Annotated in this window: 18 protein-coding genes; 7 read left to right on the forward strand and 11 right to left on the reverse strand. The window is 75.0% G+C overall.

The window, feature by feature from the left end:
- Positions 1 to 7: 7 nt before the first annotated feature.
- Together PP1_RS04840 and PP1_RS04845 are read left to right on the forward strand one after the other, a co-directional pair.
- Complete coding sequence (locus tag PP1_RS04840) at positions 8 to 475, forward strand: GNAT family N-acetyltransferase (RefSeq protein ID WP_157179014.1); 468 nt, start codon at positions 8 to 10, stop codon at positions 473 to 475.
- Positions 472 to 1,491, forward strand: a complete 1,020-nt coding sequence (locus tag PP1_RS04845) for an alcohol dehydrogenase catalytic domain-containing protein (RefSeq protein ID WP_075314150.1) — start codon at positions 472 to 474, stop codon at positions 1,489 to 1,491. Before PP1_RS04840 ends, PP1_RS04845 begins: the two co-directional genes overlap by 4 nt.
- Here the strand turns inward: PP1_RS04845 and PP1_RS04850 are convergent.
- On the reverse strand, positions 1,478 to 2,248 hold the full coding sequence (locus PP1_RS04850; protein ID WP_075314149.1) for a cobalt-precorrin-6A reductase: 771 nt from the start codon (positions 2,246 to 2,248) through the stop codon (positions 1,478 to 1,480). The genes PP1_RS04845 and PP1_RS04850 overlap by 14 nt on opposite strands.
- 18 nt (positions 2,249 to 2,266) lie before the next feature.
- On the opposite strand from PP1_RS04850, the gene PP1_RS04855 reads away from it, so the two are divergent.
- Positions 2,267 to 2,929: a haloacid dehalogenase type II gene (locus PP1_RS04855; protein ID WP_010229396.1), complete on the forward strand. Its 663-nt coding sequence runs from the start codon at positions 2,267 to 2,269 to the stop codon at positions 2,927 to 2,929.
- Between the two features lie 19 nt (positions 2,930 to 2,948).
- Here the strand turns inward: PP1_RS04855 and PP1_RS04860 are convergent, their stop codons facing one another.
- Genes PP1_RS04860 through PP1_RS04875 form a run of 4 tightly spaced genes read right to left on the reverse strand, consistent with a single transcriptional unit; the run spans position 2,949 to position 7,586 of the window.
- Entirely contained in the window at positions 2,949 to 4,118 is a 1,170-nt protein-coding gene (locus PP1_RS04860) for an ROK family protein (RefSeq protein WP_010229399.1), read from the reverse strand.
- 13 nt (positions 4,119 to 4,131) lie between these two features.
- Entirely contained in the window at positions 4,132 to 5,598 is a 1,467-nt protein-coding gene (locus PP1_RS04865) for a sugar ABC transporter permease (RefSeq protein WP_139323854.1), read from the reverse strand.
- Between the two features lie 41 nt (positions 5,599 to 5,639).
- Positions 5,640 to 6,416, reverse strand: a complete 777-nt coding sequence (locus tag PP1_RS04870; RefSeq protein ID WP_010229405.1) for an ATP-binding cassette domain-containing protein — start codon at positions 6,414 to 6,416, stop codon at positions 5,640 to 5,642.
- Between the two features lie 24 nt (positions 6,417 to 6,440).
- The gene (locus PP1_RS04875) at positions 6,441 to 7,586 is read right to left on the reverse strand and encodes a sugar ABC transporter substrate-binding protein (protein ID WP_050802351.1); all 1,146 of its coding nucleotides are present in this window, start codon (positions 7,584 to 7,586) and stop codon (positions 6,441 to 6,443) included.
- Between the two features lie 261 nt (positions 7,587 to 7,847).
- On the opposite strand from PP1_RS04875, the gene PP1_RS04880 reads away from it, so the two are divergent.
- Complete coding sequence (locus PP1_RS04880) at positions 7,848 to 8,480, forward strand: SAM-dependent methyltransferase (RefSeq protein WP_075314148.1); 633 nt, start codon at positions 7,848 to 7,850, stop codon at positions 8,478 to 8,480.
- A 3-nt stretch (positions 8,481 to 8,483) separates the two neighbouring features.
- Here the strand turns inward: PP1_RS04880 and PP1_RS04885 are convergent, their stop codons facing one another.
- The 3 genes from PP1_RS04885 to PP1_RS04895 are packed head-to-tail and all read right to left on the reverse strand — an operon-like array spanning position 8,484 to position 10,986.
- Positions 8,484 to 9,221 carry an ABC transporter ATP-binding protein gene (locus PP1_RS04885; RefSeq protein WP_010233159.1) on the reverse strand — a complete coding sequence of 246 codons (738 nt, stop codon included), beginning with the start codon at positions 9,219 to 9,221 and terminating at the stop codon, positions 8,484 to 8,486.
- Complete coding sequence (locus PP1_RS04890) at positions 9,218 to 9,967, reverse strand: ABC transporter permease (protein WP_082399462.1); 750 nt, start codon at positions 9,965 to 9,967, stop codon at positions 9,218 to 9,220. The genes PP1_RS04885 and PP1_RS04890 overlap by 4 nt, the downstream gene beginning before the upstream one ends.
- Positions 9,967 to 10,986 carry an ABC transporter substrate-binding protein gene (locus PP1_RS04895; protein ID WP_010233152.1) on the reverse strand — a complete coding sequence of 340 codons (1,020 nt, stop codon included), beginning with the start codon at positions 10,984 to 10,986 and terminating at the stop codon, positions 9,967 to 9,969. Before PP1_RS04895 ends, PP1_RS04890 begins: the two co-directional genes overlap by 1 nt.
- A gap of 360 nt (positions 10,987 to 11,346) precedes the next feature.
- On the opposite strand from PP1_RS04895, the gene PP1_RS04900 reads away from it, so the two are divergent.
- A complete protein-coding gene (locus tag PP1_RS04900) occupies positions 11,347 to 12,684 on the forward strand; it encodes a hypothetical protein (RefSeq protein WP_139323853.1) in 1,338 nt (445 codons plus the stop codon).
- An 86-nt stretch (positions 12,685 to 12,770) separates the two neighbouring features.
- Here PP1_RS04900 and PP1_RS04905 read toward each other — a convergent pair whose 3' ends face one another.
- On the reverse strand, positions 12,771 to 13,418 hold the full coding sequence (locus tag PP1_RS04905) for a hypothetical protein (protein ID WP_010232306.1): 648 nt from the start codon (positions 13,416 to 13,418) through the stop codon (positions 12,771 to 12,773).
- A 122-nt stretch (positions 13,419 to 13,540) separates the two neighbouring features.
- Between PP1_RS04905 and PP1_RS04910 the strand changes: the two genes are divergently transcribed.
- Complete coding sequence (locus PP1_RS04910) at positions 13,541 to 15,244, forward strand: choline dehydrogenase (protein ID WP_010232304.1); 1,704 nt, start codon at positions 13,541 to 13,543, stop codon at positions 15,242 to 15,244.
- 97 nt (positions 15,245 to 15,341) lie between these two features.
- Here the strand turns inward: PP1_RS04910 and PP1_RS04915 are convergent, their stop codons facing one another.
- Entirely contained in the window at positions 15,342 to 15,527 is a 186-nt protein-coding gene (locus tag PP1_RS04915; RefSeq protein ID WP_010232302.1) for a DUF7455 domain-containing protein, read from the reverse strand.
- 292 nt (positions 15,528 to 15,819) lie between these two features.
- Here PP1_RS04915 and PP1_RS04920 point away from each other — a divergent pair, with 292 nt between their 5' ends.
- On the forward strand, positions 15,820 to 16,788 hold the full coding sequence (locus PP1_RS04920; protein ID WP_010232299.1) for an EamA family transporter: 969 nt from the start codon (positions 15,820 to 15,822) through the stop codon (positions 16,786 to 16,788).
- 36 nt (positions 16,789 to 16,824) lie between these two features.
- On the opposite strand, the gene PP1_RS04925 is transcribed toward PP1_RS04920, so the two are convergent.
- Entirely contained in the window at positions 16,825 to 18,555 is a 1,731-nt protein-coding gene (locus PP1_RS04925; protein WP_010232296.1) for a DEAD/DEAH box helicase, read from the reverse strand.
- Positions 18,556 to 18,683: the final 128 nt, after the last annotated feature.

Raw genomic sequence — 18,683 nt, forward strand, 5'->3', positions numbered from 1 at the left:
CTCGCCGGTGACGAGGGTGCGCCGCTTCGGGCCGGACGACTGGGAGCTCGCCCGGGAGGTCCGGCTCGCCTCCCTGCGGGACGCGTTCGGCGAGGCCAGCGAGTTCTTCCGGGAGCAGGCCGGGCTCGCCGAGGCCGCCTGGCGGAAGGTGCTCACCGAGCACGTCCGCTTCGGCGCCCACCTCGGCGGGACGCCGGCCGGGACCGTCGGCTGGCGGCGCACCGGCGACGACGACGGCCTGCTCTACGGCATGTGGGTCCGCCCGGACGCCCGCGGCACCGGCCTGGCGACTGAGCTGGTCGACGCCGTCGTCGCCGTGGCGCGCGAGCACGGCTCCCGGAGCCTGACGCTGAAGGTCGAGCCGGACAACGCACGGGCCCGGGCGTTCTACACCCGCACCGGGTTCCGGGAGAGCGGGGACGGCGACGGGCCCGGGCTCGTCCTGATGAGCCTCGACCTGGGGGCGGCACGGTGAGCCGCGCCGTGCTGGTCACCGGGTTCGGTGTCGAACCGACCGTCGAGTCGTTCGCGGACGTCCGGGTGCGGCCGACCTCCGTCGTCGTCCGGGTGGAGGCGACGGGCCTGTGCGCGAGCGACCGGTTCGCCTGGGCCGGCCACGACGACGGCGTCGAGCTGCCGATCGTGCCGGGCCACGAGCTGGTCGGACGGATCGTGGAGACCGGGTCCGCGGTGACCCGGTTCCGGGCCGGTGACCGGGTGACGACGCCGTTCGTCTGCGGCTGCGGGACCTGCGCGCACTGCGCGGCCGGGCAGACCCAGGTGTGCCCCGACCAGGAGCAGCCCGGGTTCACCCACCCCGGCTCGTTCGCGGAGCTCGTCCAGCTGCACCACGCCGACCACAACCTGGTGCGCGTCCCCGACGACGTCGACGCCGCCGGCGCGGCACTGCTCGGCTGCCGGGTCGCGACGGCGTACCGGGCACTCGTCGACCGGGGCGGGATCCGGCCGGGCGACCGGGTGCTCGTGCTCGGCGCCGGCGGGGTGGGGCTGTCGGCCGTGCTGATCGCCGGCGCGCTCGGCGCCGGGGCCGTCGTCGCCGATCCGGCACCCGCGGCCCGCGCGCGGGCCGAGGCGCTCGGCGCGGTGGCGACGGTCGACCCGTCCGCCGGGCCCGACGCGGTGCGCGACGCCGTCGGCGACGGGGGCGCCGTGCTCGCCGTCGAGGCGGCCGGGCGGGCGGAGTCGCTCGCGCTGGGCGTCCGGGCGTTGCGCCGGCAGGGCACCCTCGTACAGGTGGGGCTGCTGGCCGCCGAGCCCGTCGTCCCGGTACCGGAGATGATCGCGAAGGAGCTGACGCTGCGCGGCAGCCACGGGATGGCCGCCGCCGACTACCCGCGGCTCATGGAGCTCGTCGCCGACGGCCGGCTCGACCCGTCCCGGCTGGTCACCCGCCGGATCACCCTGGACGAGGCCCCCGCCGCGCTGGCCGCACGCCCGGAACCCGGCGAGGTCGTGGTCATCGAGCCGTGACCGGCGCCGCGAGGACCGCCCCGACGGCGGCCGCGACGTCCGGCACGCACGTCACCCCGGCGGGGAGCGCCGGCCGGTCGACGACCACGACCGGGACCGCGCGTTCCCGGGCGGCGGTCAGCTTCGGCGCCGTCGCCGCGCCACCGGAGTCCTTCGTGACCAGCACGTGCGGGCACACGTCGTCGAACAGGGCCCGCTCGGCGTCGAGGTCGAACGGACCGCGGTCGAGCAGCAGCGTGTGCGCCGCGGGCAGCGGCGGGCCGGGCGGGTCGACGGCCCGGATCCAGAACCGGGCCGCCACCGGGGCGAAGCTCGCGAGCCCACCGCGACCCGTCGTGAGGAGCACCCGGCCGTCCGGGCCGGGCAGCAGGCCGGGCAGCGCCGCCGCCGCGTCCGCGACCGACGCGACCCGGTGCCAGCGGTCCCCCGGCCCGGGGGTCCAGCCGGGCCTGCGCAGCACCACCAGCGGCACCCCGGCGGTCGTGCAGGCCGACGCGGCGTTCGCCGTCATCCCGGCGGCGAACGGGTGGGTCGCGTCGAGGACGGCGTCGACGCCCTCGGCGCGCAAGTGACGCGCGAGTCCCCCGGCTCCGCCGAACCCGCCGACCCGCACCTCGCCGTCGGGCAGGCGCGGGCTGCGCACCGCCCCGGCCAGCGACGACACCACCCGGACGCCGTCCCGCGTGGACAGGTCGGCGGCCGCCGCCCGCCCCTCGGTCGTACCGCCGAGGACGAGCACCGTGCGGAGAGGACTCACAACCGCCAGGGTAGGTGGATGGCGCTCACGACCGTGGTGTTCGACGTCAACGAGACCCTCTCCGACCTCACGCCGCTCGGGAAGAAGTTCTCCGATCTCGGCGTGCCCGACTGGCTCGGCCCCTACTGGTTCGCCTCCACCCTGCGGGAGGGCATCGCGCTGGCCGCGGGCGGGGAGCTCCGGACCTTCTCCGAGATCGGGACCGACACCGCGGCCCGGCTGCTGCGCCGGCACGGCGTGCGCTGGGCCGACGTCCGGGCCGGGGAGGTCCTGGACGGTTTCCTGGAACTGCCGGTGCACCCCGACGTCCACGACGGCGTCGCCGCACTGCGGGCCGCGGGCCTGCGGCTGGTCACACTGTCGAACGGCGCCGCGGCCGTCGCCGAGCGGCTGCTCGGCGACCACGGGCTGCGTGAGCAGTTCGACCGGGTGCTGTCGGTCGAGGACGCCGGGATCTGGAAGCCCGCCCCCGCCGCCTACACCTACGCGCTGCGCACCTGCGGGATCGACGCGTCCGAGGCGGTGATGGTCGCGGTGCACCCGTGGGACCTGCACGGGGCCGCCCGGACCGGGATGGCGACGGCGTGGCTGAACCGCACCGGCGAGCCATGGCCCGGCCACCTCACGCCACCGACCTTCACCGTCCGGGCGCTGCCCGAGCTGGCGGGCCGGCTGGCCTGATCCCGGCGACCGGACCGGCTCAGACGACCTCGAGCACCGGCTCGAACGCCAGCTCGGCCGCGCCGACCAGGGCGCCGTCGCGGCCGAGCGGCGAGACCGCGATCCGGGTCCCGCCGACCGCGCGGCTGACCAGGCTGCGCCGCTCGACCTCCGCGCGCACCCGGTCGACCACCGGCGCGGGCAGTGCCCCGAACAGGTCGCCGAGCACGACGAGCTCCGGTGCCAGCATGTTCACGATCGTCACCAGGCCGGCCGCCATCCAGCCGGCGTAGCCGCCGAGGAGGTGCTCGGCGCGGCCGGGGACGGCGGCGAGCGCGCGCAGCTCGGCGACGAGCACCCCGCGCGCGGTGTCCTCGGGCAGGCCGAGGGCCCGGCACAGCGCGGGCTCGCCGACCTCGGTCTCCCAGCAGCCCCGGGAGCCGCAGAAGCACTCCCGGCCGTCGGGCCGGACGAGCAGGTGGCCGAGCTCGCCGACGTAGCCGCCGGTGCCGCGCAACGGACGCCCGCCGGACACGACGCCGCCACCGACGCCGACGTCGGCCGACAGGTAGACCATGTCGGCCACGTCCCGCCCGACGCCACGGACGTGCTCGGCCAGCGCGCCCAGCTCGGCGTCGTTCGCGACCTGGACGGGCGTGCCCAGCACCGACGACAGCCGGCTCCCCAGCCCGACGTCGCGCCAGCCCAGGTTCGGTGCCTCGTGCACGAACCCGTCCGCGCGCCGGACCACGCCGGGCACCGACACCCCGGCACCGCGTTCGCGCACCCCCAGCTCGTCGCGCAGCAGCTCGGCGGACTCGGCGAGGTGGGTGATCACCTCGCCGGGCAGCCGGGTGGTGCGGTGCAGGTTCCAGCTGTGCCGGCCCAGGATCTGCCCGCCGATCCCGACCATCGCCAGCGCGACCTGGTCCACCCGCACGTCGACGGCGAGCACGACCGCCGCCTGCGGGTCGGGCAGCACCAGCAGCGACGGCCGTCCCGCCCCGGACCGCCGGGCGGGGACCGCCTCGCTGACCACCCCCGCCCCGGCGAGCCCGTCCACCACCGACTTGATCGTGCTGCGGTTGAGGCCGAGCTCGCCGGCGAGGGTGGCGCGGGTGCAGGGCCCGTCGACGTGCAGCCGGCGCAACAGGGCGGTCCTGTTGTGCCGGCGCGCGTCGTCGGGCCGGGTTCCCGTCGGGGTGCTCACCGGATGGCCGCCGTCACCGTCCGGTGGCCGCCGAGCGCCGCCGGGACAGCACGTCGACGGCCGCGGCCAGCAGCAGCACCAGCCCGGTCACGACGAACACGACGGCGGCGGGCTGCTTGAGAAGGCCCAGGCCGTTCTGCACGGTCGCCAGCACGGTGCCGCCGATCACGGCGTTGGAGATCCGCCCGCGCCCGCCGAAGAGCGACGTCCCGCCGATCACCGCGGCACCGACCGCGAACAGCAGGGTGTTCCCGCCGCCCGCCGCCGGGTTCACCGAGCCGATCTTCGAGGAGTAGACGATGGCGCCGATCGCGGCGAACGCCGTCGAGATCACGAACACCGACGCCCGGATCCGGACGACGTCGATGCCGGCCCGGCGTGCGGCCTCCCGGTTCCCGCCGACGGCGTAGACGTGCCGGCCGAACCGGGTCCGGTCCAGCACCCAGGTGCCCAGCACGAGCAGCACCAGCACGATCGGCACCACGTAGGGCACGCCCGCGATCGCGACCGTCCCCGGTGAGCGGTCCTGCACGAGCAGGAACGTGGCGAGCCCGCCCAGCACGACCACCGCCCCGATCTTGATCATCACCAGCCCGGTCGGCCGGGCCACCAGGCCGCTCCGCAGCCGGGCCCGCTGCCGGACCAGCTGGACCACCGCGTAGCCGCCCGCGGCCACGACGAACAGTACCCAGGACCCCGTGACGGACAGGTTGCCGTTCGCCACCGCGTTGATCAGCGGGTCGCGCAGGGCCAGGGTGCCGCCGTCGCCGATCAGCTGCAGGATCACGCCCTGCCAGGTGATGAACAGGGCCAGGGTGACGACGAACGAGGGCATCCCGACCCGGGCCACCAGGAACCCGGTCAGGCAGCCGATGACGACGCCGACGCCGAGCGCGAGGCCCATCACCGTCCACGCCGTCGCCGGGACGCCGATCACCAGCAGCGCCGCCGTCAGCAGGCTGATCGCCGTCCCGGCCCACACCCGGACCAGCGCGGCCAGCCCGGCCGCGACCACCATCACGATCACGAGCAGCACGAAGACGACGGTGCCGGTCGCGCCGAGGACGTTGCCGTCGTTCACCAGGTGCAGCGCCATCAGCGCCGCCGCCAGCCCGGACGCGGTGCCCGCCGCCAGGTCGATCTCGCCGGTGAGCAGGACGAACACCAGGCCCATCGCGATGATGGTCGGCCCGGCGCCCTGCTGCAGGAGGTTCGCCAGGTTCAGCAGGCTGCCGAAGGTGCCGCCGGTGTCGAGCACGGTGAACAGCACGAACAGCGCGGCGAGCCCCAGCAGGGCCGGCAGCGAGCCGAGCTCGCCGGAGCGCAGTCCCCGCAGGTAGCCGGTGATCGCCTCGCCGGTGCTGTGCGCGGTCGTGTCGATGCCGAAGTCGGCGGCCCGGTTGCCGGGGTTCGCCCGCCGGGCCGCGTTCGGCGGCTCGTCGGTCCTGGTCGTCCGGGTCGTCCGGGTCGTCCGGGTCACCGTGTCTCCTCCGTCCGGGTCGGGTGCCCCGTCGCCGCGGGTCACTGCGCGGCCGCCGACTCGGGCCGGGCAAGGCCCAGCTCGCCGGACCGGCCGGCGGTGATCAGCTGGACGACCTGGGAGTGGTCGACCTCCGACGTCGGGACCTCGGCGACCATCCGGCCGAGGTAGAGGCAGGCGATCCGGTCCGAGACCTCGAAGACGTCGGCCATGTTGTGGCTGATCAGGACGACGGCGAGGCCCTGCTCGGCCAGCCGTCGCACCAGGTCGAGCACCTGCCGGGTCTGGGCGACGCCGAGCGCCGCGGTCGGCTCGTCGAGCAGCACGACCCGGGAGTCCCACAGCACGGACTTGGCGATGGCGACGGTCTGCCGCTGCCCGCCGGACAGCGACGCGACCGGTGTCCGGACCGAGGTGACCGTGCGGACCGACAGCGATGCCAGCGTGTCCCGGGCCGCCTGCTCCATGGACGCCTCGTCGAGCATCCAGGAGCGGCCGCGCTCCCGGCCGAGGAACATGTTCTGGACGATGTCGAGGTTGTCGGCCAGCGCGAGGTCCTGGTAGACGACCTCGATGCCGAGCCGGGCCGCGTCCGACGGCGCGTCCAGCGACACCGGATCGCCGTCGAAGACGATCTCGCCGCCGTCGATCGGGTGGATGCCGGCGACGCACTTGACCAGCGTGGACTTGCCTGCGCCGTTGTCGCCGACGAGGGCGGTGACCTCCCCGGCGCGGACCGCGAGGTCGACGTCGTGCAGGACCCGCACCGCGCCGAAGCTCTTCGTCACCCCGCGCAGGGACAGGATCGGTTCGGCCATGGCCGTACCTCCGGGTGGTGGTGGCTACTGGATGCCGAGGCGGCCGCACTCGGCCGTGACCGGACCGGTGCAGATCTCCGACGGCTGGATGTAGCCGGCGTCGGTGACCGTCTTGACGTTGTCCTTGGTGATCAGCTGCGGGGTGAGCAGCACGGACTTCACGTCCCGGTTGCCCTTCGGGTCGTTCACCGTCTGGGTGGCGACGGCGTCGGCGCCCGCGGTGTCGCCCGTCGCCAGCGCCCCGGCCAGCTTCGCCGCCGCGTCGGCCTCCTCCTGGATCGGCTTGAACACCGTCATGTACTGGTCACCGCGCAGGATGGCGGCGAGCCCGTCGGCGGTGGCGTCCTGGCCGGTGACCGGGACGGTGCCGTTGAGGCCGTACTTGGCGAGCACCGTGATGATCGATCCGGCCATGCCGTCGTTGGCGACGGCGACGCCGTCGACCTTGCCGCCGTTGGCGGTGAGCAGCTGCTCGAAGGTGGTCCCGGCGACCTGGTTGTCCCACTTGTCGATCGCCTGGTCACCGGCCAGCACGAACTCGCCGGAGTCGTACTTCGGCTGCAGGGCCTTCAGCTGCCCGTTCTTGTAGAGCGTCGCGTTGTTGTCGGTCGGGGCGCCCTCGATCTGGATGATCTGCGCGCCCGGCTTCGCCCCGATCCCCTGGACCAGGCCCTGCCCCTGGAGCTCGCCGACCTTCTCGTTGTCGAAGGACACGTAGTAGTCGCTGGTGCCGCCCAGGTTGAGCCGGTCGTAGTCGATGACCGGGATGCCCTGTGCCTTCGCCTTCTGCGCGACGGCGTTGCCGCCGTCGCCGCTGATCGAGGCGATGATCAGCACCTTGACCCCGCTGGAGATCATCCCGTCGGCCAGCGTCGAGAACTTCTGCTCGTCGCCCTGCGCGTTCTGGATGTCCGGGTCGAGGCCCTGCGCGCGCAGGGCCTTGTCCAGCATCGGCTTGTCGAAGCCCTCCCACCGGGCCGACGTGTCGGTCTCCGGGAGGATCACCCCGACCTTCGTCCCGCCGGCCCCCGCGTCGCCGCCGCCGGCGTCCTCCTGGCCGCCGCCCGCGCTGTTCTGACCGCAGCCCGCCACCACGAGCAGCAGGCCGAGACCCGCCGCCGTCACCGCCCGCCGCAACCGGGACCCACGCCCCGTCTCCCGCACCTTCATCGGCACATCCCCTCCACGACGTTGTGGATCACCGGCCGCACTGCACGGCCGAGTGAATGTTGCGAGCGCCAACGTATTCGCCCGGAGGTCGTGATCGACAGCCGGGTGAATCGAGAAAGTACGTGCCGGACGGTCACGATCGGATCACGACGGGCGTCATTTGTTGCCGGCCCGGCCCAGCCGCTCTTGCCGCTCCGGCAAGTTTCCTTGCCGACCGGCACAGGGTGCCGGGACCCTGGCGACACCGACACGAGGAGCGCCATGAGCACGATGCCCGACCACGACGACCCCGCTGCCTTCTGGGAGGCCCTCTACGCCGGCCGCGACACCACCGTGGAGCCACGGGTGAACGCGCGCCTCGACGAGATCGCCGCGGCCCTCACCCCCGGCGACGCGCTGGACCTCGGCTGCGGGCGCGGCGGCGACGCGCTGTGGCTCGCCCGCCGCGGCTGGCGGGTCACCGCGGTCGACATCGCCGGGGCGGCGACCACCGCGCTGGCACAGCGCGCGGCCGCCGCCGGCCTCGGCGACCGCATCACCGCCGAGCGGCACGACCTGGCCGGCACCTTCCCGGACGGCCGGTTCGACCTGGTCTCGGCCCAGTACTTCCAGACACCGTTCGCCCTGCCCCGCGCCCGGGTGCTGCGCACGGCGGTCGACGCGCTGCGCCCCGGCGGACGACTGGTCGTCGTCGACCACGGCTCGACCGCGCCGTGGTCGTGGAACCAGGACCCGGACACGCACTTCCCCACCCCGGAGGAGGTACTCGACGGGATCGGGCCGGCACCCGTCGTCGTCGAGCGGGCCGACCGTCCGGTGCGGCGGGCGACCGGGCCCGGCGGGCAGACCGCCGACGTCGTCGACCACGTCCTGGTGCTGCGCCGGGACGGGTGACGCTCAGGCGCGCAGGGTGTCCAGCAGCTCGGCCTCGACCGCCGCGAGCCGCGGGTCGGTGAGGACGTCCCGGGTCCGCGGCCGCGGGAGGTCGACGGCGACCTCCCGCACCACCGTCGCCGGCCGTGGGGAGAACACGATCACCCGGTCGGAGAGGAAGGCGGCCTCGCGGACGTCGTGCGTGATCAGCAGGGTCGTCCAGCCGTAGCGCTCGCGCATCGACTCCAGCCACTCCTGCATCCCGGTGCGGGTGAGCGCGTCGAGGGCGCCGAAGGGCTCGTCGAGGAGCAGCACCTCCCGCCCGCCGACGACGGTCCGCAGCAGCGCGGCCCGCTGCCGCATCCCCCCGGAGAGCTCGGACGGGCGCGCCCCCTCGAACCCGTCGAGCCCGAACGGGGCGAACAGCGCCCGCGCGCGCTCGCGGGCCTCGCGGCGCGAGACGCCCGCGACCTCGAGGCCGAGGGTGGTGTTGTCGAGGACCGTCCGCCACGGGAAGAGCAGGTCCTGCTGGGGCATCAGCCCGAACGGGGCGCCGTCCACCGGGTCGCCGTCGACCGTGGTCGCCCCGGTCACCGTGGCGCCGTCGAGGATCCCCGCCATCGCGGCGAACAGCGTGGACTTCCCGCACCCGGAGGGGCCGACGATGGAGACGAACTCCCCCGGCGCGACGTCGAGCGACACGTCGTCGAGGACGGCCAGGCCGCCGTAGGACACCGACAGGTCCCGCACCGCCACCTTCATCGGTGATCACCCCGGTACCAGGGCGTCACCAGGCGCTGCACGACGTGGGTCAGCCCGAACAGCGCGACCGAGAGCACCGCCGTCACCGCGACGGCGGCGAGCACCAGGTCGGTGCGGAACTGGTTCTTCTGCAGCTGCATGAAGATCCCCAGCCCGGCACGGGCACCGACGTACTCGGCGAAGATCGCCCCGGTGACGGCGTAGGTGATCGCGATCCGCAACGACGTGAAGAACGACGGCATCGCCCCGGGCAGCCGGACGTAGCGGAACCGCTGCCAGCGGCTCGCCCCCATCGACCGCAGCAGCGCCGTGGCCGACCGGTCCGTCGCGGCGAACCCCTCGATCAGGCCGACGGTCACCGGGAAGAACGTCACCAGCGCGATGACCAGCACCTTCGGCAGCAGCCCGAACCCGAACCAGATGATCAGCAGCGGCGCGATCGCGACGACCGGGAGCGTCTGGGACGCCACCAGCAGCGGGGTCAGCGCCCGGCGCAGCCACGGGGAGAAGTCCACGCCGACCGCGATGGCCCACGCGACCAGCAGCGACACGGTGAACCCGACGACCGTCACCTGCACCGTCGGCAGCGTGTTCTCCCACAGCACCGACCGGAACGCCCAGCCCTGCTCGACGACGCGCAGCGGCGAGGGCAGCACCTGCGGCCGGACCCCGGTGACCGCGACGGCCGCCTGCCAGACGGCCAGCAGCGCCACGACCAGCAGCGCGGCGGGGGCGAGCCGGCGCATCACGGTGTCAGGTAGTCGTTGGTGAACCAGGTGGAGAAGTCGGGCTTCTCGCGGACCGGGGCGCCGTCGGGCCCGGCCACCGTCCCGGTGTCGTAGAGGAACCCGGAGAACGCCGACCACTTCTCCGGCGTCTGGAAGCCCACGCGGCCCTGCTCGTCGCGCAGGTAGCCGTCGGCGAGCATCGTCGCGCCCCGGTCGACGAGCTGGTCGTCGGTGAAGGCGCCCGGGTTGGCCTCGGACAGCATCCGGGCCGCACCGGCCGGGTCCTGCGCGGCGAGGGCGTAGCCGCGCTGGGCGGCCTGCACGAAGGCGCGCGCCCGGTCCGGGTTCTGCTGCAGCCAGGTCGAGTTGCCGACGAGGAGCACGTTGTAGGCGTCCGGGAAGCCGTAGTCGGTGTACCGGAACGTCTTCAGCGGCTCGCCCCGCAGCTGCGCCTCGATGCCCTCGACGTTGACGAACGGCTCGGTGAAGTCGGCCTGCCCGGCGTAGAGCGCCTCGTAGGCCGCGGTGTTCAGCACCTCGGTGCGGATGTCGCCGCGCCCGCCGTCGTTGCGGATCACCGCCTGCATCTTCGCGACCTCGCCGGGCTCGCCGAACCCGGCGTAGACCTTGCCGTCGAGGTCGCGCGGCGACCGGATGTCGGCCCGGTCGGCGCGGACCGCGATCTCGGTGGCCCAGTGCTGCAGGACCGCCATCACCGAGGTGATGTCGGCACCCGCGGCCCGGGAGTAGGTGAAGGAGCTCTGGAAGCTGATGCCGAAGTCCGCGGCGCCGCTGCCGACGAGCGTGTCCGGCGACGTCTGGTTGTAGGGCAGGAACTCGACGTCCAGCCCGGCGTCGCGGAAGTACCCGGCCTGCTGGGCGGCGAACAGGCCGATGTGGTTGGTGTTGGGCGTCCAGTCCAGCGCGACGCGGATCGGCTGGTCCCGGTCCGCTCCCCCGCCGTCGCCGCCGGCACAGCCGGACAGCGCGAGGACGAGCGCGAGCAGCAGGACGATCGGACGGGCACGTGAGAGCACGAGAGCGGCCTCCCTACGCCGGTGTCACCCGGATCAGGTTCGAACGGTCGGCGGCCGGTCCTGCCGCCCTCTCAGCCTCGGTGCGCGGGCTCCCGCGGTACGGCCGGTCAGCCTACGCGGGTGCACCGGCCCGGGCGAGCCGCGCCCGTCGATCACCGACCGTTGATCGTCATCACCCTGCGTCACGTCCGAGCGCGAGACGCGAGCCGGTGTCACCGAGTCGCCGCCCGATCGTTATCCTCGGGCTCCGCGAGAGCGACGCTGCGTGACCGGCCGGATCCGAATCCGCGGACCCGTCCGACGCGGCGCGGAAGGGACGAGATGGCGGCCTCCCCGTGGATCTCCGGAACGGCCGGCCGCGTGACACCCGATCCTGCGCCCGCCCTCGTGCGGGTGGCGCTGCAGGCCGGGTCGACCTCGGTCGCCCACGTCGACGTGGCCGCGATGCTGTCCGGTCTCTGCGTGGCGCTCGTCCCCGCCGCAGGTGTCGGCGGTGCCGCCCTGCTGCTCCGTGAGCCGGCCGACCCCCGTGACCCGGAGGGCCGGCGGGTGTTCGGCTCGGACACCGCCGCGACCCGGCTCGGGGAGCTCCAGCGCCGTGCCGACGCCGGGCCGGGCCCGGCCGCCGAGCGCGGCGACCGGGTGCTGCTCACCCCCGACCTGACCCGGTCCGGGCCGCCCGAGCTCGCCGCCGCGGCAGCGGACTGCGGGCTGGTCCGGTCGCTCGCCGTCCCGGTACCGATCGCCGGCCGCACCGGCGGGGTCCTGCAGCTGTTCGCCCGGGGCGGCCCGAAGGACCGGCTCACCGAGGACCTGGCCGACGCGCTGCGCGCGGTCGTGACGGCGCTGGCGGCCCGCATCGCCGACGTCCGGGAGATCGCCAGGCTGGAGCAGGCGGCGGCCCGCGAGGCGGGGACGGGCACGTCCTCGCTCCCCGGTGCGCCGTCCGCACTCCCGGGGGTGCCCCCGGGAGCCGAGCTGCGCGGGACTGCCCGGCCCGGCGGCCCACGGGACGGTGCCGCGAGCCCGTGGGCCGGGCGGTCCCCGGTCACGGGTCCGTCGAGCAGGTCGGCTCCGTCGGGCCCCGGTTCGCCGGGCCCCGGTCGCGGCCGGGCCGCCGGATCGGACTCCACCCGGGCGGGGGACCCGCGCACGCGCACCGACGGACCGGACGACGACCGCGCCCGGCCGCGCGACCCGTGGCCCGCACCGGCGGGCGATGCGCCCGCACGACCGTCCGGCCCTCCGGCGCCCCGATCGGCGGATCCGTCCGCGGCGGGGCAGGCGGGCCCGGTCCCCGCCCGGCTGCCGTCCCCGCGGGACCCGATCAGCGGTGGCACCCGGATCGGACGCGCGGACGGTCCGCGGAACGGCTCCGGCCGCACCGCGGAGCCGGGTCGCGACGGCGGCCGGCAGTCCGGCCCGCTCGGCGGACGACCGCAGGCCCCCGGGACCCGCGAGGGTGACGGACCGGTCCCGCGGACGCCGGCCGACCGGTGGATCGGCTCCCGGGCCGATCCCGCGACCGACGCCGCCGGCGACCGGGAGGTCCACGGGGCGGACGGTCACGACGACGAGGTGCCGCCACGCGCCGACCGGACGGCCCTCATCCCGGTGGCGCGCCGCTCGGGCGGGACCGGGACCGGGCCGCAGGTCCCCGCGCAGCGCCGGGCCCGGCACCGTCGCCGGTCCGACTGAGGGCGTCGCCGCTCAGGTGGCGGACGGCCGCGCCGGGTCCGTCCCGCCCGGTCGACCGGTGCCGGCCACGGCCGCCCGGACCGCCGTCACACCGGCGGTCCGGCTCCGGTGGGCGTGTGCTCCGCGGACGGGTGCCCCGAGGACGGGTGCTCCGAGGACGGGTGCTCCGAGGACGAGGGCACGTGCTCCGACGGCGTGCGCTCCGCGGACGTGCTCGGCGACGCCGCGTCCCCGGCACCGGCCACGTCTCCCGCCCCGGCCACGTCCTCGGCCCCGGCCACGTCCTCGGCCCCGGCCTGCCCGGCCGCCCGTCCGGCCTCGACCTGGGCGTGTTCCTGCAGGTAGGCCGACACCCGCTGGCGGCTGACCCCGAACAGCCGTCCGATCCCGGCGATCGTCTCCCCCTCGCCGTGCAGCGCCACCGCCTCCTCCCGGCGGAAGCGGCCGCCGACGGCGCCGAGGCCGTCCAGCGCGCGGGTGACGCTCTCGACGATCAGCGGGCGGTTCTCCCGCGGCACGATCTCCCGCCAACCGAGGCCGCGGGACCGCAGCTCCTGCAGCTCCAGCACGCGCTGCCGGGCCGACTCCAGGTCCGCGATCGACGCGTCCAGCTCGGCACCGAGTGCGGCCAGCGCGGAGTCCGCGGTGTCCGCGGAGTCCGCGGTGTCCGCGGAGTCCGCGGTGTCCGCGTCGCCCGCACCGGCAGCGCCGGATCCGTCCCCCACCATCGTCACCCTTCCGAGCGTACGGCCCGGTGTCACCCACCCTGGCTCGCCGCGTAGTCTCGACCAACGCAAGGGGGGTTGCTCCCTCGAACGGGCTATCACCGACCTACCGGTCGGACAGGAGGAGCGGGATGGCGCGGTACGACGTCGTCATCGTCGGCGGGGGCTCGGCCGGTGCCGTGCTGGCCAACAGGCTCAGCGCCGACACCGATCGTACGGTACTCGTCCTCGAGGCGGGCCGGCCCGACCACCGGTGGGACCCGGTGATCCGGATGCCCGCGGCGCTGTCCCAGGCGTGGGGGAACCCGCGGTACGACTGGTGCTACACGACCGACCCCGAGGACGGTCTCGCCGGCCGCCGGATCGCCGTCCCGCGCGGGAAGGTGCTCGGCGGGAGCAGCAGCATCAACGGGATGGTCTACCAGCGGGGCAACCCCGGTGACTACGACCGCTGGGCCACCGGGCCGGGCCTGTCCGAGTGGAGCTCGGCGCACTGCCTGCCCTACTTCCGGCGCCTGGAGCGGCGGCTGTCCGAGCACCGCATCGCCCTCGACGCCGACGGCGCCGGGCCGCAGGTCCTCGAGCGCGCACCGGCGTCCGGACCGCTCAACGACGCCTTCCTGATCGCCGCGGGGCAGGCCGGGCACGCGGTGCTCGACAACGTCAACGGCCCCCGCCAGGAAGGCTTCTCCCGCACCGAGCGGACGATCTTCCGTGGCCGGCGATACTCCGCCACCGACGCCTACCTGCACCCGGTCTCGGCGTCCCGCCCGAACCTGCGGGTCCGGACCGGGGTGCAGGTGCGCCAGCTGCGGTTCGACGCCGGCGGGTCCCGCGTGATCGGCGTCCGCTACAGCACCCCGGACGGGCTCACCCACGACGTCGACGCCGGCGAGACGATCCTGTGCGCCGGTGCGGTCGCCACCCCCCAGCTCATGCAGGTCTCCGGGATCGGGGACCCCGCCCACCTCGCGACGCTCGGGATCGACGTCCGGGCCGCGCTGCCGGGGGTCGGGGCGAACCTGCAGGACCACCTGGCCATCCACCTGCAGCACACGTGCCTCCGGCCGGTCTCGCTGGCCGGTCAGCGCCGGGCCCACCGGCTCCCGGGCGCGGCGGCCCGCTGGCTCGTCTCGGGCACCGGGATCGGCGCGAGCAACCACTTCGAGATCGGCGGGTTCGGCTCGACCTCGCTCGCCGCGGGCGTGCCGGACGTCATGATGCTGTTCGCACCGGTCGCGATGCGCTTCGCGCCGGACATCCGGCCGGTCGGGCACGGGTTCGAGATGCACGTGAGCGTCATGGCCTCGGACGCGCGGGGCACCGTGCGGGCGGTCTCGCGGGACTCGTCGGTCCCGCCGCGCCTGCAGATGGGCTACCTCGCGACCGAGGACGACCGGCGGCGCTGGGTCGAGGCCATCGGGATCGCCCGCGGGATCCTCTCCCAGCCGGCCTTCGCCGGGCTGGACGGCGGCGAGACGTTCCCGGGCCCGGGTGTCCGCAGCCCCGAGCAGGTCCTGGACTGGGTGTCACGACGAGCCCAGAACGGGCTGCACCCGACCAGCACCGCCCGGATGGGCACCGACGAGGGCTCCGTCGTCGACCCGTCGTCGATGCGCGTGCACGGCGTCGGCGGGCTGCGGGTGGTCGACGCGTCGGTCTTCCCGGACGTGCCGAACGCCAACACCTACGGGCCGGTCGTGATGGTCGCCGAGCGCGCTGCCGACCTGGTCCTCGGCAACACGCCGCTGACGCCGGAGGACCGCCCGTCCTTCCCCGCGCCGCGGCGCGACGGGAGCCCGGTGCCGGGTCTCGTGGAGCCCGTCGACGCCTGAGCACCACACCGGCAGCACGACGGCGGAACGACGAACGGGGCGGGGATCCGTGAGGATCCCCGCCCCGTTCGCTCAGGTCTGCTCGGGCCGACCGGGACTACTCGCCTCCCTCGACCTCCACGCCGGACTCACGCAGCTTCTCCGCGTGGGCACGCCCGTGGTGGTTGCAGAAGAGGAGCTCCCCACCGGAGGGCAGGATCGCGCGCACCTTGGCCGCCGCACCGCAACGGTCGCAGCGGTCGGCGAGGGTCAGTTCGGGCCGGGTCAGCGTTTCGGGCTGCATAGCGGTCTCCCTCCGTTGCGGCGGCGGGCTCGGGCGGCCCTCCGCCGTATCACCGTGACGACCGCACCAGGCGGGTCGCCCACACCTAAACAGACGCTCGAGGCCCCTGCACGTGTTCCCGGGGCGCGTCGCGACGACCGTCACGTCTGGATCTTCATCCGATCGGGCCGGTGACGCCGCGATGTACCCGCGGTGACCGATTACGTATGAAGTTGACTGCGCGTGAATCATGCGGGGACGGCCGCCCCTCATGCAAGCGCGCCACGGTAAACAGGCTGTGTCGCCGTCTACCGTGACCCGGGTGAGTGCTCGCCCGATCGGTGACCGGATCCCCGCCCCGCTGCTCTTCCTGGCGGGCGGCACGTCGATGTACGTCGGCGCGGCACTCGCCGTAGGGCTGTTCGACCGCCTGGCGCCCTCCGCGGTCGCGGAGCTGCGGCTGATCGGCGCAGCCCTGATCCTGCTGGCCTGGCGACGGCCGGGCCGCGAGGCGTGGCGCGGGGTGCGGCTGGTCCGTGCCGGGCTGTTCGGGCTGGCGACGGCGCTGATGAACGTCGCGTACTACGAGGCGATCGCCCGGCTCCCGCTCGGCACCACGGTGGCGATCGAGTTCACCGGCCCGGTGCTGGTCGCAGCCCTGGCGTCGCGCCGGCTGCGGGACTTCGGGGCGGTCGGACTGGCCGCACTGGGGGTGCTCCTGATCGCCGACGTCCGCTGGTCCGGCAGCCCGTCCGGGGTGCTCTGGGCGCTGGGCGCGGCCGCGATGTGGGCCGCCTACGTCCTGCTCGGCAAACGCGTCGCCCGCGCCGGCAGCGGGATCGACGACCTGGCGACCGGGTTCACCGTCGCGGCGGTGGTCCTCTCCCCGCTGCTGCTGCTCGGCCCCGAGGGCGGGACGTCGGCGTTCGGTGTGACGAACCTCGCACCGCTCGCAGATCCGTCGCTGATCGCCCTGTCCGTCGGGCTGGGGGTGCTGTCGTCGGTCGTGCCCTACGTCCTCGACCAGGTCGTGCTGCGGCGGGTCGGGCAGGCCCGGTTCGCCGTGCTGCTCGCGCTCCTGCCCGCGACCGCGACGCTCATCGGCGTCGTGATGCTCGGCCAGCTCCCGGGGGCACTGGAGGGCGTCGGGATCCTGCTGGTGGTCGCGGCCGTCGCGCTGCGTTCACGGGACGGCGACGAGCCCGTCCCCGAACCGACGGTCGGCGAGATCGGCGGTGGGGCCGGCGTCAGCGGCGACCGGGGACCGGCGTCGGGCCCCTGACCCGTGCCGGGTGTGCGGGACCGCGCAGCGGCGCACTCAGCGCCAGGAACGGAGGGTCGCGATCCGTTCCTCGAGCTGCTCGATCGTCGCCATCGCCACCGGCGGCCCGCCGCAGGTCTTCCGCAGGTCGTTGTGGATCGCGCCGTGCGGCTTGCGGGTCTTGTGGTTGTGCAGCGCGACGAGCGTGTTGAGCTCCTTGCGGAGCGTCTGCAGCCGCTCGCGGACGCTCACCCCGCCGCGCTCCGACGGCGGCGGGGGCGTCGGCTCGGTCGCCGGCGTCGCCCGGGCCTGGGCACCGGTCCGGGGCGAGCCCTTGGCGATCCAGTCGGCCTGGCGCTTCGAGAGCAGCGTCCGCACCTGCTCCGGCTCGAGCAGCCCCGGCAGGCCGAGGTAGTCCTCCTCGTCGGCGGAGTAGGTGGCGCCCTCGTAGATCAGCTGGTCGAGCTCGGCCTCGGCGCCCAGCGAGGTGAACGCCTTCTCCTGCTCGCCGGGCTCGTCCTTGAGCTGGTTGGCCTCGTTCAGCTCGGCGTCGTTCCAGACCTCCTCGGGGCGCTGCGGCTTGCCGAGGACGTGGTCGCGCTGCGCCTCCAGCTCGCTGGCCAGCCCGAGCAGGACCGGGACGCTCGGCACGAACACCGACGCCGTCTCCCCCGACCGGCGCGACCGCACGAACCGGCCGATGGCCTGGGCGAAGAACAGCGGGGTCGACGCCGACGTCGCGTAGACCCCGACGGCCAGACGCGGCACGTCGACGCCCTCGGACACCATCCGGACCGCGACCATCCACCGCTCCTCGGAACGGCCGAACGCGGCGATCCGGTCCGAGGCGCCCGCCTCGTCGGAGAGCACCACGGCCGGCTGGTCCCCGGTGATCTTCCGCAGGATCGCGGCGTAGGAGCGCGCGGTCGTCTGGTCGGAGGCGATCACGAGGCCGCCGGCGTCGGGCATACCGCCGTCGCGGTGGCTCTGCAGGCGCCGGTCGGCCGCCGCGAGGACCGACGGGATCCAGTCCCCGGCCGGGTCCAGCGCCGTCCGCCAGGCCATCGCGGTCTGCTCGCGCGTCAGCGGCTCGCCGAGCCGGGCGGAGATCTCCTCACCGGCGCTGGTCCGCCAGTTCGAGGTGCCGGAGTAGGCCAGGAAGACCACCGGCCGGACGACGTTGTCGGCCAGCGCCTCGCCGTAGCCGTACTGGTGGTCGGCGCGGCTGCGGGGGGCGCCCTCGACGTCGGGCACGTACTCGACGAACGGGATCGGGTTGTCGTCCGACCGGAACGGCGTACCGGTGAGCGCCAGCCGCCGGGCCGCGGGTTCGAAGGCCTCGTAGACGCCGTCGCCCCAGGTCTTCGCGTCACCGGCGTGGTGGATCTCGTCGAGGACCACCAGCGTCCGCCGGTTCTCGGTGCGGTTCCGGTGCAGCATCGGGTGCGCCGCGACGCCGGCGTAGGTGATCGCGATGCCGTCGTAGTCCTTGGAGGTCGCCCCGGCGCTGTTCCGGAACTCGGGGTCGATCGAGATGCCGGCCGCGACCGCGGCCTCGGCCCACTGGTACTTCAGGTGCTCGGTCGGCGTGACGACGGTCACCGAGTCGATGACCCGGTCGCGCAGCAGCTCGGAGGCGACCCGCAGCGCGAACGTCGTCTTGCCCGCGCCGGGCGTCGCGACCGCGAGGAAGTCGCGGGGTGCCGTGGCCAGGTAGCGGGCGAGCGCGCTGCGCTGCCACGCACGCAGCGGGCGGGTCTCCGGCGACACGAGCTGGGCTTCCGACACACGTCTCCCCTGGTCCGTGGGTCGTTCCCGGGCGGGAACCTGCGAGCCCCGCGGGGCGCAGGAGGTCGGCGGTGACCCGGCTGCGGGGCGTCGATCAGGGTAGCCGGGCGGGCCGCCGCGGCGGCCGG

Source organism: Pseudonocardia sp. P1 (genome assembly GCF_000178675.2).
In the GTDB taxonomy this organism is placed as follows: domain Bacteria; phylum Actinomycetota; class Actinomycetes; order Mycobacteriales; family Pseudonocardiaceae; genus Pseudonocardia.

Coding starts and splice junctions, on each gene's coding strand:
- PP1_RS04855 (WP_010229396.1), top strand. CDS start 2,267: ATGGCGCTCACGACCGTGGTGTTCGACGTCAACGAGACCCTCTCCGAC.
- PP1_RS04870 (WP_010229405.1), bottom strand. CDS start 6,416: ATGGCCGAACCGATCCTGTCCCTGCGCGGGGTGACGAAGAGCTTCGGC.
- PP1_RS04875 (WP_050802351.1), bottom strand. CDS start 7,586: ATGAAGGTGCGGGAGACGGGGCGTGGGTCCCGGTTGCGGCGGGCGGTG.
- PP1_RS04880 (WP_075314148.1), top strand. CDS start 7,848: ATGAGCACGATGCCCGACCACGACGACCCCGCTGCCTTCTGGGAGGCC.
- PP1_RS04885 (WP_010233159.1), bottom strand. CDS start 9,221: ATGAAGGTGGCGGTGCGGGACCTGTCGGTGTCCTACGGCGGCCTGGCC.
- PP1_RS04890 (WP_082399462.1), bottom strand. CDS start 9,967: ATGCGCCGGCTCGCCCCCGCCGCGCTGCTGGTCGTGGCGCTGCTGGCC.
- PP1_RS04910 (WP_010232304.1), top strand. CDS start 13,541: ATGGCGCGGTACGACGTCGTCATCGTCGGCGGGGGCTCGGCCGGTGCC.
- PP1_RS04915 (WP_010232302.1), bottom strand. CDS start 15,527: ATGCAGCCCGAAACGCTGACCCGGCCCGAACTGACCCTCGCCGACCGC.